At 74.4% G+C, this 14,549-nt stretch carries 12 protein-coding genes; 2 read left to right on the top strand and 10 right to left on the bottom strand.

Features of this window, described 5'->3' with window-relative positions; all coding sequences use genetic code 11:
• Positions 1-10: 10 nt before the first annotated feature.
• Complete coding sequence (locus tag ACIGQF_RS01045; protein WP_399703740.1) at positions 11-307, top strand: hypothetical protein; 297 nt, start codon at positions 11-13, stop codon at positions 305-307.
• Here ACIGQF_RS01045 and ACIGQF_RS01040 read toward each other — a convergent pair.
• The 4 genes from ACIGQF_RS01040 to manD all read right to left on the bottom strand — a co-directional run bounded on the left by ACIGQF_RS01040 (position 270) and on the right by manD (position 5,461).
• Positions 270-1,313: an L-idonate 5-dehydrogenase gene (locus ACIGQF_RS01040; protein ID WP_399703738.1), complete on the bottom strand. Its 1,044-nt coding sequence runs from the start codon at positions 1,311-1,313 to the stop codon at positions 270-272. The two genes, ACIGQF_RS01045 and ACIGQF_RS01040, sit on opposite strands and share 38 nt — an antisense overlap.
• Positions 1,310-2,707 carry an MFS transporter gene (locus ACIGQF_RS01035; RefSeq protein WP_399703736.1) on the bottom strand — a complete coding sequence of 466 codons (1,398 nt, stop codon included), beginning with the start codon at positions 2,705-2,707 and terminating at the stop codon, positions 1,310-1,312. The genes ACIGQF_RS01040 and ACIGQF_RS01035 overlap by 4 nt, the downstream gene beginning before the upstream one ends.
• A gap of 79 nt (positions 2,708-2,786) precedes the next feature.
• Positions 2,787-4,247 (bottom strand): mannitol dehydrogenase family protein, encoded by a 1,461-nt coding sequence (locus tag ACIGQF_RS01030; protein ID WP_399703733.1) that lies wholly within the window; start codon positions 4,245-4,247, stop codon positions 2,787-2,789.
• Positions 4,248-4,252: 5 nt separating this feature from the next.
• On the bottom strand, positions 4,253-5,461 hold the full coding sequence (gene manD, locus ACIGQF_RS01025; RefSeq protein ID WP_399703730.1) for a D-mannonate dehydratase ManD: 1,209 nt from the start codon (positions 5,459-5,461) through the stop codon (positions 4,253-4,255).
• A 194-nt stretch (positions 5,462-5,655) separates the two neighbouring features.
• On the opposite strand from manD, the gene ACIGQF_RS01020 reads away from it, so the two are divergent.
• Positions 5,656-6,369, top strand: coding sequence for a GntR family transcriptional regulator (locus tag ACIGQF_RS01020; RefSeq protein ID WP_399703728.1), 714 nt, complete (start codon positions 5,656-5,658; stop codon positions 6,367-6,369).
• Positions 6,370-6,379: 10 nt separating this feature from the next.
• Here ACIGQF_RS01020 and ACIGQF_RS01015 read toward each other — a convergent pair whose 3' ends face one another.
• The 6 genes from ACIGQF_RS01015 to ACIGQF_RS00990 are packed head-to-tail and all read right to left on the bottom strand — an operon-like array spanning position 6,380 to position 14,537.
• A complete protein-coding gene (locus tag ACIGQF_RS01015) occupies positions 6,380-8,044 on the bottom strand; it encodes a class I adenylate-forming enzyme family protein (protein WP_399703725.1) in 1,665 nt (554 codons plus the stop codon).
• Complete coding sequence (locus tag ACIGQF_RS01010) at positions 8,041-9,735, bottom strand: CoA transferase (RefSeq protein WP_399703722.1); 1,695 nt, start codon at positions 9,733-9,735, stop codon at positions 8,041-8,043. Before ACIGQF_RS01010 ends, ACIGQF_RS01015 begins: the two co-directional genes overlap by 4 nt.
• Entirely contained in the window at positions 9,732-10,577 is an 846-nt protein-coding gene (locus ACIGQF_RS01005) for a methyltransferase (protein ID WP_399703720.1), read from the bottom strand. The genes ACIGQF_RS01010 and ACIGQF_RS01005 overlap by 4 nt, the downstream gene beginning before the upstream one ends.
• A 30-nt stretch (positions 10,578-10,607) precedes the next feature.
• The gene (locus tag ACIGQF_RS01000; RefSeq protein WP_399703717.1) at positions 10,608-12,203 is read right to left on the bottom strand and encodes an AMP-binding protein; all 1,596 of its coding nucleotides are present in this window, start codon (positions 12,201-12,203) and stop codon (positions 10,608-10,610) included.
• Positions 12,190-13,560, bottom strand: a complete 1,371-nt coding sequence (locus tag ACIGQF_RS00995; protein WP_399703713.1) for a protoporphyrinogen/coproporphyrinogen oxidase — start codon at positions 13,558-13,560, stop codon at positions 12,190-12,192. Before ACIGQF_RS00995 ends, ACIGQF_RS01000 begins: the two co-directional genes overlap by 14 nt.
• The gene (locus ACIGQF_RS00990) at positions 13,557-14,537 is read right to left on the bottom strand and encodes a UbiA family prenyltransferase (RefSeq protein WP_399703710.1); all 981 of its coding nucleotides are present in this window, start codon (positions 14,535-14,537) and stop codon (positions 13,557-13,559) included. Before ACIGQF_RS00990 ends, ACIGQF_RS00995 begins: the two co-directional genes overlap by 4 nt.
• Between the last annotated feature and the right edge of the window lie 12 nt (positions 14,538-14,549).

Raw genomic sequence — 14,549 nt, 5'->3', positions numbered from 1 at the left:
GCTCTCCGGCATGTCACGCCTGTACGAGGCGAGCAGCCACGACATGCCGCTGAACGCCGAGGTACAGAGCGACGAGGAGCCGGACGATGGCACGGCCCCGGCCGACGGGCGGCACCAGGAGGCCATGCGCACCTTGGAGCGGCTGCTCCGCAGATCCGTCTACGGCATCACGACGCTGACCGTGCTGCTGCTCTCCACGGCCGCCCACGACTACGTGAACGTGGCACCCCGGCTGCCCGGCCCGCGGGCCTCCCCGGACTCCCGGGCGTTCACCGACCCGGAGTCCGCAGGTCCAGACGGAGCATGACCTTGCTGCTGCCGCTCGAACGGTCGGCGGCGACGGCCAGCGCCCGGCCCGCCTCCGCCAGCCCGAAGCGGTGGCTGATGACGGGCGACACGTCGAGGCCCTGCCGCATGGCTTCGAGCGCGTCGTCGATCTCCTCGGCGAAGCGGTACGAGCCGACCCAGGTGATCTCGCGCGTGACGAGGTCGCCGAGGGCCGCGGGCGCCGCCGCGCCGGGGAGGTTGCCGACCTGGACGAGCGTGCCGCCGCGAGCGGTCGCCCGGAGGACGGGGCCCAGCGCGGCCGGGGCGCCGGACGCCTCGAAGACCAGCTCCACGTCGTCGGGGAGTGCGGCGCCCTGCCCGAGGTCGACCGTCTCGTCGGCGCCCATCGCCCGCGCCACCGCGAGGGAGGAGGCGGAGAGGTCCGCGGCGATCACCGTGCCGGCACCGCGGTGCTTCGCCGCGGCCACCACCAGGGAGCCGATCGGCCCGGCCCCGTTGACCAGTACGGTCTTCCCGCGGACGTCCCCGGCCCGGTGCACGGCGTGCAGGGCGACGGCCAACGGCTCGGCGAGCGCGCCGTGTTCGGTGGACACGTTCTCCGGCAGCGGCCGGATCTGGGCCGCGCGGACCACCCGGTACTCGCTGAATCCGCCGTCGGTGTGCGGATGGAAGGCGGCCGACCCGAAGTAGCGGATGCGGGGGTGGAGGTTGGTCCGGCCGGCGAGCCGCTCGGGCAGCGGCTCGCCGCCGACCGGGGTGGCCGGGTGGACGGTGACCGCCAGGCCCGCCGCCAGGCCGGTGACGCCGGCGCCGAGGGCGGCGATCCGGCCGGCGACCTCGTGGCCGAGCACCAGCGGGTCCTTGAGGACGGCCGTACCGGTTCCGCCGTGCTTCCAGTAGCCGATGTCGGAGCCGCAGATGCCGCCCCACTCCATGGCGAGCAGCACCTCGCCGGGGCCCGGTACGGGGTCCGGACGGTCGTCGATCCGGAGGTCACCGGGACCGTGCACGACAACAGACTTCATACGGCGTCCTCCAGACGCACCAGGTCGCGCCCGCGCGTTTCGGGGGCGAGGACGATCGAGACGAGGGTGATGAGCGAGTAGACGATCAGCATCGCCGCGACGGGCCACCAGCTGCCGGTGACGGCGGTGAGGGTGGCCGCGACGACGGGGCCGATGGCGGTGGCGAGGATGCCGCCGATCTCCTTGGCCAGCGCGAGCTGGGTGAAGCGGGTCCGGGCGCCGAACAGTTCGGCCATGGTCACGCTCTCCAGCGAGAAGAGGCCCAGGACACCGACGTTGAGCCCGATGATCATGCCGGCCATGACGCCGGCCGTGCTGCCGGAGGCGATCAGCAGCAGCACCGGGAACGCCAGCACGATGGTGAGCACCGTGAGCGCGATGTAGAGCGGGCGGCGGCCGAACCGGTCGCCGAGCAGGCCGATCAGCGGCACGGTGGCGAAGCCCAGCAGCGAGCCCCAGACGATGGCGTCGGTCGGCACGGACCGGTCGGCGCCCAGCGTGGTGGCGATGTAGCCGACGAGGAAGGTCTGGACGAGGCCCGAGTTGCCGGCCTGGCCGAAGCGCAGTCCCAGGGAGAGGAAGAACGCCTTGCCCTTGCGCTGGCGGATACCCGCTTCGAGGACGCTCTGCTGCTGCTCCTCGACGGTGTCGTGGGCGACGGCGGTGGCGACCTCGGCGCGGGACATCGCCACGCCGTCCACGACGTCGGCCCGCTCCTCGAAGACCGGGCTCTCCTTGAGGTTCCGGCGCAGCCAGACGGCGAAGAGCATGAGAGCGAAGCTCAGCAGGAACGGCAGCCGCCAGCCCCAGGAGACCAGTTGCTCCTCGCTCAGCACGGCGAGCAGCACCGCCCACAGGCCGGAGGCGGCCAGGGTGCCGGAGTTGGTCCCGAGGGAGACCAGGGAGGAGATCAGCCCGCGGCGCTTGGCGGGGGCGTACTCGGCGAGCATCACGGTCGCCCCGGCGATCTCGGCGCCGGCGCCGAAGCCCTGGATGAGGCGCAGTGCCACCAGGAGGATCGGCGCGAAGATGCCGATCATGCCGTACGTGGGCAGCACGCCGATCAGCGTGGTCGAGGCGCCCATCAGCAGGATGGTGAGGAAGAGGACCTTCTTGCGGCCGATGCGGTCGCCCATCCGGCCGAAGTACAGGGCGCCGGCGAGCCGTGCGACGTAGCCGACGCCGTAGGTGGCCATGGCGGCGATCAGGCCGATGGCGGGGCTGACGTCGGGGAAGAAGATCTTGTTGAAGACGATGGCGGCCGCCAGCGAGTACAGCTGGAAGTCCATGAACTCCATGGCGGTACCGAGCCAGCCGGATACGGCTGCCCTGGTGAGGTCGCGGGTCGTTCTCCGCGCGGGGCTGTTCGGCTCCGTCTGCGTCGTGTCCGTCATGAGGAACTCCGTTGTTCTCTGGCCGTGCGGGAGCGGGCGGTACGGGGCTTTCGGGGGGTGGGCCTGTCCTGGTTTCGGGTCAGATCTCCACGCGGCCGGCGCGCAGGGCCGGGAGCCGGGCGGTGACGGCGGTGACCAGACCGGGGTCGGCGGCCAGGTCCCCGGCGCCGAGCGTGTGGAGCAGCCGGCGGACCGTGTCCTCGGGGTCCGCGCCCTCCTGCCAGCAGCGGCCGAGGGCCGGGGCGGCGGGGTCGGTCGTGCCGAACAGCTGGCCGCCGTCGTCGGCGGGACGGGTGGCGTTGGCCCAGGCGGCGAGGGCGAGTTCGAGCAACGGGGTGGCGGCGGAGGCGGCCCGCAGCGTCCGCAGGGCGGCGAGCCACCGTTCCGGGATCTTCAGGGACCCGTCGGAGCCGATCTGGCGCAGCAGGTGCCGGATGCCGGGGTTGCCGAACCGCTGGACCAGGTCCTCGGCGTACGCGGCCGGGTCGGGGCCGCCGGCGGGCAGCGTCGGGGCGATCTCGGCGCACAGGGACCGGACGAGCCGTTCGCCCCAGCCGGTCGCCATGGCGTCGGCGACGGTCGCAGCGCCTGCCGCCGCGCCCAGGTAGGCCAGCGCCGAGTGGCAGCCGTTGAGCAGCCGCAACTTGGTGAGCTGGTACGGCACGACATCGGGTACGAACAGGGCGCCGTCCAGCTGCCACGGGGGCCGCGGGCCGGCGAAGGAGTCCTCCAGGACCCACTGCCGGTACGGCTCGCCGACGACCGGCAGCGCGTCGTGCACCCCGAGCGCGGCCCGCGCCGCCTGCCGGTCCGCTTCGGTGGTCGCGGGCACGATGCGGTCCACGATCGTCGAGGGGAACGCGACGGAGGCGGCCATCCAGTCCAGTACGGCCTGCCGGTCCGGCCACGGTGCCGCCGTGACGAAGTCGCGTACCACCCGGCCGAGCGCGGCGCCGTTGGCCGCCATGTTGTCGCAGGAAACGACGGTGACGGGGGCTCCGCCGGCGCGCATCCGCGCGGCGAGCCCTGCGGCGATCCGGCCGACTACGGTGGTGAGCGCCGCGGTGTCCGCCGCCGCGAGGTCGGCGGCGACCGCGGGTGCCGCGGTGTCCAGCGCGCCGGTGTCCGCGCGCCGGTGGTACCCCTTCTCGGTGATGGTCAGGGTCAGCACGGAGACGTCGGGCGCGGCGAGCAGCGCGTCGAGCCGTTCGGCGCCGGGCCGCATGCCCAGTGCCTCGACGATCGCCCCGGACACCCGGGTGTTGGTGTCCGAAGGGCGCAGCTCGGTCAGCGAGTAGAGGCAGTCCTGAGCCCGCAGTTCCGCCGCGGTACCGGCCGAACGCGGGGCGACGGCGACGGTGCCCCAGGGCTCTCCGGAGCGGTGCGCGGCGTTCTCGGTGTAGCGGGCCTGGTGCGCCCGGTGGAAGGCGCCGAGCCCGAAGTGGACGATGCGGGGCCGGAGTTCGCGCGGGTCGACGGGCGGCCGCAGGTGCTCCGGGACGCGGGGCAGGGCGGCCAGGTTCAGTACGGGGGAGGTCATGGCGGTCACCAGTCGTGCACGGAGCCGTCGAGGCGGCGCGCGACGGGCAGGTAGCGGGCCTGGTACGGGAAGCGCTCGGCGGCCTTCTCGTCGTACTCGACGCCGAGGCCGGGCTCCTCGGACACGTGCAGCATGCCGTCGGCGAACGTCACCCCGCTGCGGAAGACCTCGCCGGTCTCGTCGGCGTGCTCCATGTACTCCTGGATGCCGAAGTTGGGGGTCGCGGTGTCGAGGTGGACGGCCGCCGCGAGGGTGACGGGCGAGAGGTCGGTCGCGCCGTGCGAGCCGGTCCTGACCTGGTACAGCGCGGCCAGGTCGAAGATGCGGCGCAGGTGCGTGATGCCGCCCGCGTGCACGACGCTGGTGCGGACGTAGTCGATCAGCTGCTCCGTGATCAGGTGCTGGACGTCCCAGATCGAGTTCAGCACCTCGCCCACGGCGAGCGGCGTCGTGGTGTGCTGCCGGATCAGCCGGAACGACTCCTGGTTCTCGACCGGCGTCGGGTCCTCCATCCAGAACAGCCGGCAGTCCTCGACCTGCTTGCCGAAGCGGGCCGCCTCGATCGGGGTGAGCCGGTGGTGGACGTCGTGCAGCAGGTGGAAGCCGAAGCCGAAGCGCTCGCGGACCGCCTCCAGGTAGGTGGGTGCGAACCGCAGGTACGCCTCGGTGTCCCAGGGCTGCTCCTCGGGCAGCGCGCTCGCGGCCGGCTCGTAGACCTTGCCCTTGCGCACTCCGTAGGTGCCGCCGACGTCGGGGACGGCGGCCTGGGCGCGTACGGCCTTGTAGCCGAGGCCGAGGAAGCGGTCGACGTCGTCGAGCAGGGCGGAGGTGTCCGCGCCGCTGGCGTGCCCGTAGACCATGACGCCGTCGCGCGAGCGGCCGCCGAGCAGCTGGTAGACCGGCAGGCCCGCGACCTTGCCCTTGATGTCCCACAGGGCGGTGTCGACGGCGGCGATGGCGGTCATGGTGACCGGGCCGCGGCGCCAGTACGCGCCCCGGTACAGGTACTGCCAGATGTCCTCGATGCGGGCCGGGTCCCTGCCGATCAGCAGGGGGACCAGGTGGTCCTGAAGGTAGCTCGCCACGGCCAGCTCGCGGCCGTTCAGCGTGGCGTCGCCCAGGCCGGTCACACCGTCCGACGTGGTGATGCGCAGGGTGACGAAAGTCCGCCCCGGTGAGGCGACGAAGACCTCGGCACGCTCGATCTTGCTCACAGAAATCTTGCTCCTTCGGAATCCGCAGCGCGGCCGGTGGCCTGCGCCGATCCGGGCGTACGGTGCACGTCGCCCGGGGCGACTGGTCGACCAGCACTGGTATACAAGCATTGGTCGTACAGGTGCGCAATACTTTGGAAACATCGATCGACCTGCGGGACGGCGAGAGCGGCGCGCCCCGATACGATGAGCGCATGGCCCGATCGAACCGGCAGCGAACCAGTCGCCGCGCCGTCTACGAGACGCTGCGCCGCAAGGTGCTGACCCTTGAGCTCCCGCCGGGCGCCGCGCTGTCCGAGAACGAGCTCGGGGCGTCCCTCGGGGTGAGCCGGACCCCGGTCAGGGAGAGCCTGATCCTGCTGGCCCAGGAGGGCCTGGTGCAGATCTTTCCGCAGGTCGGGTCCTTCGTCTCCCGCGTCGACCCGGCCCGGGTGGCCGACGCGCAGTTCCTGCGGGAGGCCGTGGAGCTGGCGGCCCTGGACGATCTCCCGGCCGAGCTCGACCCCGAGCTGGTCGAGGAGCTGCGCCGCAATCTCGCGGAGCAGCGGCGGCCGGGCCTGGGCCTGGAGGAGTTCTTCGAGCTGGACGAGGCCTTCCACCACACCCTGCTGCGGCTGAGCGGCCACGGCAGCGCCTGGGCCACCGTCGTCTCGGCCAAGGGCCACCTGGACCGGGCGCGCCGGCTCGGCCTCTACGAGACCGCCTCGCCGGACGGGTTCGCCGCCCAGCACGTCGAGATCTTCGACGCGGTGCTCGCGGGCGACGCCGCACTGGTCCGCTCCGCCATGCGCACCCACCTCCGCGCCGTCTTCGACGACGTCGAACGCGTCCGTGCCCGCTCCCCGGAACTCTTTGCGACGGACACCGGCTCCGTCCCGGTGCGCCGCAACGTCGTCGTCTGGGAGTGACGGGCCGCCCTCAGCGGCGCTGTACGGGGAGCGGCAGCTCGGCCGCGTGGGAGGCCAGGGTGCGGCGGGAGATCTTGCCGGTCGGGCCCAGCGGCATCTCGTCGACGCTGAGCAGGAGTTCGGGGAACTTGCGGCGTTCCAGGCCGCGGTCCGCCAGGAAAGCGGTGAGCGCCGCCAGCGTGAGCGGGGGCGCGCCTGGCGTCCCGCGTACGCAGGCGCACAGCCGCTCGCCCAGCTCGGGATCGGGTACGGCGACACACGCGACCTCGGCGACGGCGGGGTGGGCCGCCACCTCCCGCTCCACCTCGGCGGGGCTGATGTTCCAGCCGCCGCGCACGACGAGCTGCCGGAGCCGGCCGAGCACGTGCAGCCGCCCGCACGCGTCCAGCAGCCCTCGGTCGCCGGTACGGACCCAGCCCGTCGCGGTGCGGTAGCGCGCGTCGAGGTCCGGGCTCGCGACGTAGCACAGCGGGGTCATCGGGCCCCTGGCGAGGATCTCGCCGGGCTGTTCCGGGCCGAGGACGGTGCCGTCCTCGGCCGCGATGCGGATTTCCGCGACCGCCGGGTCGGGACGGCCGGTGCCGGTCTCCGGTGTGAGGCCGGTCGCCGCGGTGTGGCAGTTGACGCCGTCGGAGGAGCCGTACACGGCGATGACCGGGCGGCCGAAGCGCCGGCGGCAGGCGTCCGCGGTGGCCGGCGGGAGGGCGGCGCCGCTGGCGACGAGCGCCCGCAGGCCGGTGAGGTCCTCGTCGGTAAGCGGCGGGTGGTCGGCGAGGCGGCGGAGCATGGTCGGTACGCCGAGGACGTGTGTCGGCCGGTGTTCGGTGATCACGCGGAGGGCGCCGGCCGGGTCGAAGGAGTCCTGTACGAGGAGGGTGCCGCCGAGCGCGGCGACCGTGACGGGCGTCCCGCAGGAGCCGAACGACGAGCCGAGCGGGACGAGGACGAGATGGCGGGGCGGCGTCGCGTCGGTGTGCAGGGCGCGCACGTACGCGGCCCGGCCGCCCGCCATCGCGTTGTGCGAGTAGGCGACCATCTTCGGCTCGGCCTCTGAGCCGGAGGAGACCAGGATGCGGGCGGGGGACTCGGGGGCCGGGGAGGCCGGGCGCCAGTCGGGGGGTGGTGTGCTGTGCTGCTCGGCGCCGGGGGAGGGGAGCGGCCGGACACCGGGGGCGACGTCTCCGGTGGTGAATACCGCGCGCAGGTGAGGCAGTTGATACCGCAGGGCGAGGTCGGCGGGGGAGGAGAAGACAGCGCCGCGGGCGCGGGCGCGGCCGAGCAGGCTCACCGTGTCGCGGGTGCCGCGGCCCGGCGGGTACGGCAGGGACACCGCGCCGATCGCGGCCACCGCCAGCTCGGCCACCACCGCGTCCCGCCCGTTGGGCAGCCGGATCGCGACGATGTCCCGTTCGCCCAGCCCTGCGTCGGTGAACGCGGCTGCCGTACACCGGACGCGGGCGGCGAGCGCGGCGTAGTCCAGCACGCCCGCCGAGTCGATGACCGCCTCCCGGCCGGGGTGCCGGCGCGCGTGCCCCGCGAAGAGGGCGTACAGATCCCGGTCCGGGCAGTGGCCGGCGGCGGCCCACGCGCGGCGGTACCGCGCCGGCACCAGGTCGCGGACGGCGATCCCGGCCCGCGAGGTCCATACCGTCGCCGGGGCTTCCGCGGTGGTCATGTGAACTCCCAGGGGGTGCGCGGGAACACGTGCTCGGCGCTCGCGAGGGCCCGGTGGAAGGCCGGGGCGCGCGGCAGGTCCCGCAGGTCGGTGCAGACCGGTGTCGCCGTCAGGCCCGCCTCGTGCAGCAGCGGCGACCAGTGGCCCGTCGGCCGCAGCCGGAAGCGGAGCAGCGTCGTGGGGAGGTCCGCCGAGGCGCCCGGCCCGGTGAGCCGGGCGACCAGCTCAGGCCGGGCGCGGGCGTCGGGGCCCAGCGCGAGATAGCCGTCCGCGGTACGCAACGGGTGGTCCAGCGGCGTCCATTCGACCCGGCGCCGGCGGCGGGGGATCACCGCGGCGGCGGACAGCAGCGAGGAGTCCACGTGCCCGCCGTAACCGGTCCGGATGCGGGTCAGCAGCGCCGCGAGCACGCCCTGCGCCGACACCAGTCCCCCGAGGACGTCGGTGAGCGTCATCAGGGAGGGGACGGGCATCTCCTCAGCGGGGCGGAGCGCCGCCGCCAGGCCGCTGCGGGCCTGCACCAGATAGTCGGTGCCGACCGGCGGCCTGGGCCCGAGCGCGTCGCCCCAGCCCGAGGCCCAGGCGTACACCAGGCCGGGGCGGGTGCGGCGCAGGTCGTCGGCTTCCAGCCGGAGTTGGGCCGCCTTGCCCGGCGCCCAGTTGTGCAGGAAGACGTCGGCCCGGGCGACCAGGTCGTGGACCTCGCGCCGGCCGGCGTCGGTCGTGATGTCGATCTCCGCCACGGTCTTGTCCGCGTTGAGCGCGCTGAACCGCGCCGAGCAGGTGCCCGCCATCGGCGGGATGCCGCGCATCGGATCGCCGCCCGGCGGTTCGACGCGCATCACCTGCGCGCCCAGCAGCCGCAGAATGTGCCCGGCGAGCGGGCCCTGTACGCGCCGCGTCGACTCCACGACGCGCAGGCCGTCGAGCGGCCGCTCCCTCGCCGGACGGGGGCGGCCGGCCGCCCGCTCCGGGAACGGCGTCCGGGTCCACGGCCGGATGCCCATCGGGGGGAACGGATCCTCCCGGACGGTCAGCACGCTGACGCCCACCTGCCCCGCGGCGTGCCGTACGGTCCGGAAGGGTACGCGCGCCACCGCCTCGTGCAGGCCGAGGGGGAGGGGGCAGGTGGCGGTGGCGAAGCGCTGCTGGAAGGGGAGCCAGCCGCGGCCGACGTCGGCCGGCGGCGCGCCGAGCAGCTGCCAGAACGCCTGCCACCGGTGCGGGTCCAGGGTCTCGAACTCGAAGAGCACCCCGTCGGACGTGGTCCACGAGCAGTCGCCCGGCGCGAAGGGCTCGGGCGGGCCGTCGTCGGCGGTCGCGGCGGCGAGGTACTGCGTGACGGAGAGCAGCGCGGCCTGGGCGACCGAGGTGCGGACCCCGTCCAGCGCGAGCCCCCGGGAGCGCGCGATCAGGACGGCCAGGGCGCCCTGCGCGGCCAGCACACCGGCCACGGCCGAGGCGTAGTCGACGGCGAGCGGCGCGGGGCGGCCGCCCGCGCGGCCGTGGACGTGCATGATGCCGCAGGCCGCCTGCACGGCGCGTTCCTCCGACAGCGGCAGGCCGACCGGGCCCGCCCAGTCGATGTCGTACGGGGGACGGCCGGCCCGGGGCGCGTCCGCGAGGTCCAGGGCGCGGGCCGCGACGCGCTCCGCGACCGCGGCCTCGGCGTGCGGCGCCGGTCCGGTCATGAGCCGGCTCCGGGCAGGGGACGGCGCCCTTGCGTCGAGTACAGGATGCTGGACGCCGCGCGGAAGGACGGGTCCCGCATCAGATCCCTGACCTCTTCCAGCTCCCCCTCGGTCATGCCCTCGGCGACCAGTTTGTCGCGCAGGTGGTGGGTGTGGTGCAACTGGAGCCGGAGGCCCGCCGAATCGGCGTGCCGGAGCTCGATGAAGGGCCGCGGATCGATGTCGACGAGCCCGGCGGCCCGCATCGCGGCCGGCACCCGGCGCCCCCAGTGCGGGTCACCGCCGCCGGCCCGCATCGCCGCAGCCTTGGCCCGCAGGAACGTGGAGTACAGCTCCGCCGCGCGGGCGTCCGGGGCGAGCAGGGGCGGTTCGTAGGAGGTGTCGAACTCGTCGATCTGCAGCACGCCGCCCGGCTTGAGCGCGTGTACCAGCTTGTCGAGCACGGCCAGGCGCTCCGGGAGGTGCTGGAGGACGAGGCGGGCCACCACCAGGTCGAAGGCCGCTTCCGGCAGCGGGTCGGTGACCGCGTCGTGCTGTGCCACGACCAGCCGCGGCGTCTCGGGGATGTGGTGCGGCTTGACGTCGGTGGCCAGGACCTCGCCGCTCGGGGCGACCCGGCCGGCCAGCCAGCGGGCCACGCTGCCGCCGCCCGAACCGATCTCCAGGCACCGCCAGCCGTCCCCGACCCCCGTCGCGGCCAGCCGCTCCAGGGTCACCGGGTCGTACGCGGCGGCCAGGCAGCGGTGCTGCTCCCGGCTGTGGGCGCTGTCGTTGTCGAAGACGTAACCGGGCGCGGTCTCCAGGGACTGGCGCAGGGTGCTTCCCGCCTCTCTGCGGTACATGGGTTCGCTCCTCCTCCCTGCCGGGGCCGGTCAGGTCCACCGGCCGGAACCGCAGGTGTCCGTACGGCCGGTGAGCCGGGACCGCAGGGCGCCGCGGCGCACCTTCCCCGTGCCCGTGCGCGGCACCTCGTCCCAGGTCAGGACGGTGGGCGGGCGCAGCGCCGGGAGGTCGGCCACCGCCTCCTTCCAGCGGCCGGGGTTCAGCGTGCCGTCCGCGGTGACCACGACGGGCAGCGGCGGCTCGCCCGGGGTGGCGAGCAGTACGCACTCCAGGACCTCCGGCAGCCGGTCCTCCACCACGTCCTCCGTGGCCAGGCAGCTGAGCCGGTGCGCGCGGTCGACCTCGCGGTCGAGCAGCCGGACACTGCCGTTCCGGTGCCGGACGCCGAGGTCGCCGGTGTTCCACCAGCCGCCGTGCTGCTTCGCCTCCCACCGGCTGTCCTCACCCACGTACGCGAGGCCGCGCGCCGAGGTCCTGACCAGGACCAGCCCCTCCCGGCCGCGGGGCAGCGGGGCGAGCGTGTCGGCGTCGACCACGCGCAGCCGGGTCTTGAACGGGACGGGACGGCCGAGGTTGCGGGCGCCGGCACTGCCGGCGGCGCCGTCCGCCACCGAGCGGCGGGTGTGGAAGCGGAAGGTCAGCGGGCCGGTCTCGGTCTGGCCCCAGCCCTGCATCCACAGCGGCGCGCGGTGGCTGCTCGCCTCCAAGTACGCGCGGAGGGTGGGCGGATGCACCGCGTCGTACGTACTGATGCAGAGCCGGACGTTGCGGAAGGGGTTGTCCAGGCGCGCGGTCAGCGGCCGGAAGCGGACGAACGTCGCGGGGAGGGCCTCGACGATCGTCGGCGGCGCCTCCCGCAGCAACGGGTCGACTGCGTCCGGGTCCTGGCCCGTGACGATGGTGATCCGGCGCGGCGCCAGGCAGAGCACGCTCGCGGTCCAGCAGAACGTCCGGCCGTGGGCGAACGCGCTCGCGTTGAGGAGGGAGTCGGCGCGCCGTACGCCGATCTTCGGGTAGCGCACGGTCTCGAAGCGGGCGAGTTTGCCGATGATCGTGCGGGTCGAGTGGACCACCAGCTTGGGCACGCCGGTCGTGCCGGAGGTGTGGTTGATGACCAGGGGCTCGTCGTCGTGCCGGCGGCGCGGGGCCGGTACGGGGTGCCCCTGCAGTGCTTCCAGGGCGAGGGCACCCGGTAACTCGCCGTCCAGCACGACGCAGACGCCCGCGGCCGGCAGCAGGTCGGTGCCCTCGGCGCGGCAGCGTTCGAGCAGGCCCGAGGTGGTCACGAGCAGGGCGGGACGCAGCCGTTCGAGGAGGAGCCGCAGGGCGTCCGGCGGAAGCTGCCCGGAGAGCTGGGCGGGCAGGGCGCCGATGCGTACCGCGGCGCAGGCCAGCAGGTCGTAGTCCCAGTGGTTGTCCTTGACGATCGCGATCCGGTCCCCGGGTCGGGCCCCGGCGGCGGCCAGCCGGCCCGCCATGTCCTGGACCAGCGCCGCCAGACCGGCGACGGAGTGCGCCGTACCGGTCTCCGGCGCGATGTCGAAGGGCCGGTCCAGCCGGAACACCGTGTCGTGGCCCCGCTCGGCGCACTCGTCGAACAGGACCCCCATGTCATGCGGCTTCATGCGTCGTCCTCCGGTCGGTCGCGTCGTTCGGGCGGGGGCCGCGCAGCCGGCCGATGACCCGCGAGGCGGCGAGCGCCGCCGCCCGCACGGCGCCCTCGGAGGACGGCCGCAGCAGCACCCAGTCGCCCGCGTACTCCACGGGTCCGGTGGCGCGGGCCATGAAGCGCGCGCGGTGGCCCAGCGCCGCGGGTGTGGCCTCCGGCAGGCCGTGCCGGAACGCGTGCACGAAGGTGCGCATCCAGGCGTGCTCCAGCCCGGGTACGTAGCGCCGGGCCGCCGTGGTGAGGCGTGCCACGACCTCCTGGTGCGGCGCGGTGAGCAGCTCGGGGACGGTACGGGCGTCCGCCAGGAGCGTCAGCAGCCCCTTGCCGGCCGGCGCCCGTGCCGGGTGCTTGACGTGGTCGGCGATGATGCCGGAGAGCGCGCTGTCCTCCGCGTCCGGGGTGAGGAGGAGGTAGGACGGCCGGCCCGCCACCGGGCCGAGCGGCCGGTCCAGCAGGCAGCTCACCTTCAGCGTGGGGGTGAACGTGCACGCGGTGAGGTAATCGGCCACCTCCGGGGCGGGGTTGGCGTGCAGCCGGGCCGCGACGGGCGCCGGTACGCACAGCACCGCGGCGCGTGCCGTGACGACCTCGCCGCCGATGCGCACGCCGGCCGAGTCCCGGTCGGCGACGACCTCGTGCACCTCGCTGCCGGTCACCACGTCGAGGCCGGCGGCGAGCCCGCGGGCGAGCCGGTCCATGCCGTCCGCGTACGTACGCCAGGCCGCGGGCGGGCCCACCTCCCGCAACAGGCTCAGCATCGGGGCCGCGGCGGAGCGCGCGGTGTCCCAGCCGAAGAAGCACCCGGCGACCGGCTGGAGGAGATAGTCGTGCAGGTCGGGGTGGTAGCGCCCGGCCAGCTCCCGGAGGGTGATCCTGCCCAGCGGGGTCCGCTCGGGGTGGTCGGTGTCGAACTCCTCGCCATGGCGCGCGAGCCGGCCGAGGAGGCGGGCCAGGTCGATGCGGGCGCGCGGGCCGAGCCCGGCACCGGTGATCACCGCCGACCGTTCCGCCAGGCCCGGCCGGGCCTTCCCGCCGCGCCACACCGCGAGCCGGCCGCCGAGGGGCGCCACCTCCTCGCGCGGCAGGCCCAGCCGCTCGATCAGCTCCCAGGTGGCGCGGTAGCCCTGCCGGGAGATCTGCTCGGCGCCCTCGTCGATGGTGTAGCCGTCGTGCCGGAAGCTGTGCATCCGGCCGCCGACGTGCTGCCGTTCCTCGTACACCCGCACCGTCAGCCCGGCCCGCCGCAGTTCGTGCGCGGTGGCGAGGCCCGCGATCCCGGCGCCGATCACGGCCACGTCCAGGTCCGCCCTCATGCGGCGGCCCCCGCGGCGAGCAGGAGGTTCGCGGTCACCAGGAGCGCCACGCTCACGCGGTGCACCGCGAACCCGGTCTTCCGGGCCCGCATGATGTCGCCGAGGACGAACCCGGTGACGAACTGCTTGGTCCGCAGGGCCGTCGCCGGGAGCATCAGGAGCACGAACCACCACGGGGCGATTCCCACCGCCGAGGCGACCGCCCCGAGCAGGAACTCGGCGGCCGACAGGCACCCGATGAAGAGGGCGTTGCCGCGCTCCGACACCAGCGCCGCCACGGTCGGCCGGCCGACGGCGCGGTCGCCCTCGACGTCGTTGGTGTTGGAGTACACCCCGAACATCAGCGGCCCGAACCCGAACAGCAGTCCCTGGACGAGGAGGAACCACGAGAAGCGGCCCACGGCGAAGCCGTACGGCGCCATCACCAGCACCAGGCCCAGCCAGACGAGGAACGCCTCCTGGAAGCCGTGGTAGCTGAGCTTGAGGCCGTAGGAGTACTGGAGGGAGACCACGAACAGGGCCGCGGTCAGCACCACCGCCCACAGCGGCCGGTGCGGGGCGACGGCCACGGCGCCCGCCCACAGGACCGCGCCGGCCAGCGCCGTCCACCGGGCGAACGCCATCGCCTGATGCTCCGTCAGGGTGCCGGCCACCAAGGGCTTGCGGAGCTTGTTGCGCAGGGGGTTGTCCGGGCCGTAGTTGGCGGTGTCGCTGCCGTCCCGGAAGCCGGTCACATCGTCCAGGGCGACCATCGCCATGATCACGCAGACCTGGCCGAGCAGGAACAGTGAGAGCATCGCGGCGGTGGCCGGGCCGGACCGCGTGAGCGGCAGGAGCACGGCGGCGAGCACCACCAGGATGCTCAAGTAGTAGTCGAAGACGTCGAGTTTGCCCAGCCGGGCGTAGCTGCGCAGCCGGTGCTCCGGCCGGCTCGCGCCGCCCGTCCGCAGGCCGGATCGGAGGTCGTGAGAGGCCATCGGCTTGCTCCT

This window comes from Streptomyces sp. NPDC053560 (genome assembly GCF_044544605.1).
GTDB lineage: Bacteria > Actinomycetota > Actinomycetes > Streptomycetales > Streptomycetaceae > Streptomyces.
This window is presented reverse-complemented; position numbering and strand designations above follow the sequence as displayed.

Bases quoted from the DNA above. Each gene is read 5' to 3' on its own strand.
- ACIGQF_RS01000 (WP_399703717.1), bottom strand. From the start codon at position 12,203: ATGAAGCCGCATGACATGGGGGTCCTGTTCGACGAGTGCGCCGAGCGG.
- ACIGQF_RS01005 (WP_399703720.1), bottom strand. From the start codon at position 10,577: ATGTACCGCAGAGAGGCGGGAAGCACCCTGCGCCAGTCCCTGGAGACC.
- ACIGQF_RS01035 (WP_399703736.1), bottom strand. From the start codon at position 2,707: ATGACGGACACGACGCAGACGGAGCCGAACAGCCCCGCGCGGAGAACG.
- ACIGQF_RS01045 (WP_399703740.1), top strand. From the start codon at position 11: ATGTCACGCCTGTACGAGGCGAGCAGCCACGACATGCCGCTGAACGCC.
- ACIGQF_RS01010 (WP_399703722.1), bottom strand. From the start codon at position 9,735: ATGACCGGACCGGCGCCGCACGCCGAGGCCGCGGTCGCGGAGCGCGTC.
- ACIGQF_RS00990 (WP_399703710.1), bottom strand. From the start codon at position 14,537: ATGGCCTCTCACGACCTCCGATCCGGCCTGCGGACGGGCGGCGCGAGC.
- ACIGQF_RS01040 (WP_399703738.1), bottom strand. From the start codon at position 1,313: ATGAAGTCTGTTGTCGTGCACGGTCCCGGTGACCTCCGGATCGACGAC.
- ACIGQF_RS01015 (WP_399703725.1), bottom strand. From the start codon at position 8,044: ATGACCACCGCGGAAGCCCCGGCGACGGTATGGACCTCGCGGGCCGGG.
- ACIGQF_RS00995 (WP_399703713.1), bottom strand. From the start codon at position 13,560: ATGAGGGCGGACCTGGACGTGGCCGTGATCGGCGCCGGGATCGCGGGC.
- ACIGQF_RS01030 (WP_399703733.1), bottom strand. From the start codon at position 4,247: ATGACCTCCCCCGTACTGAACCTGGCCGCCCTGCCCCGCGTCCCGGAG.
- ACIGQF_RS01020 (WP_399703728.1), top strand. From the start codon at position 5,656: ATGGCCCGATCGAACCGGCAGCGAACCAGTCGCCGCGCCGTCTACGAG.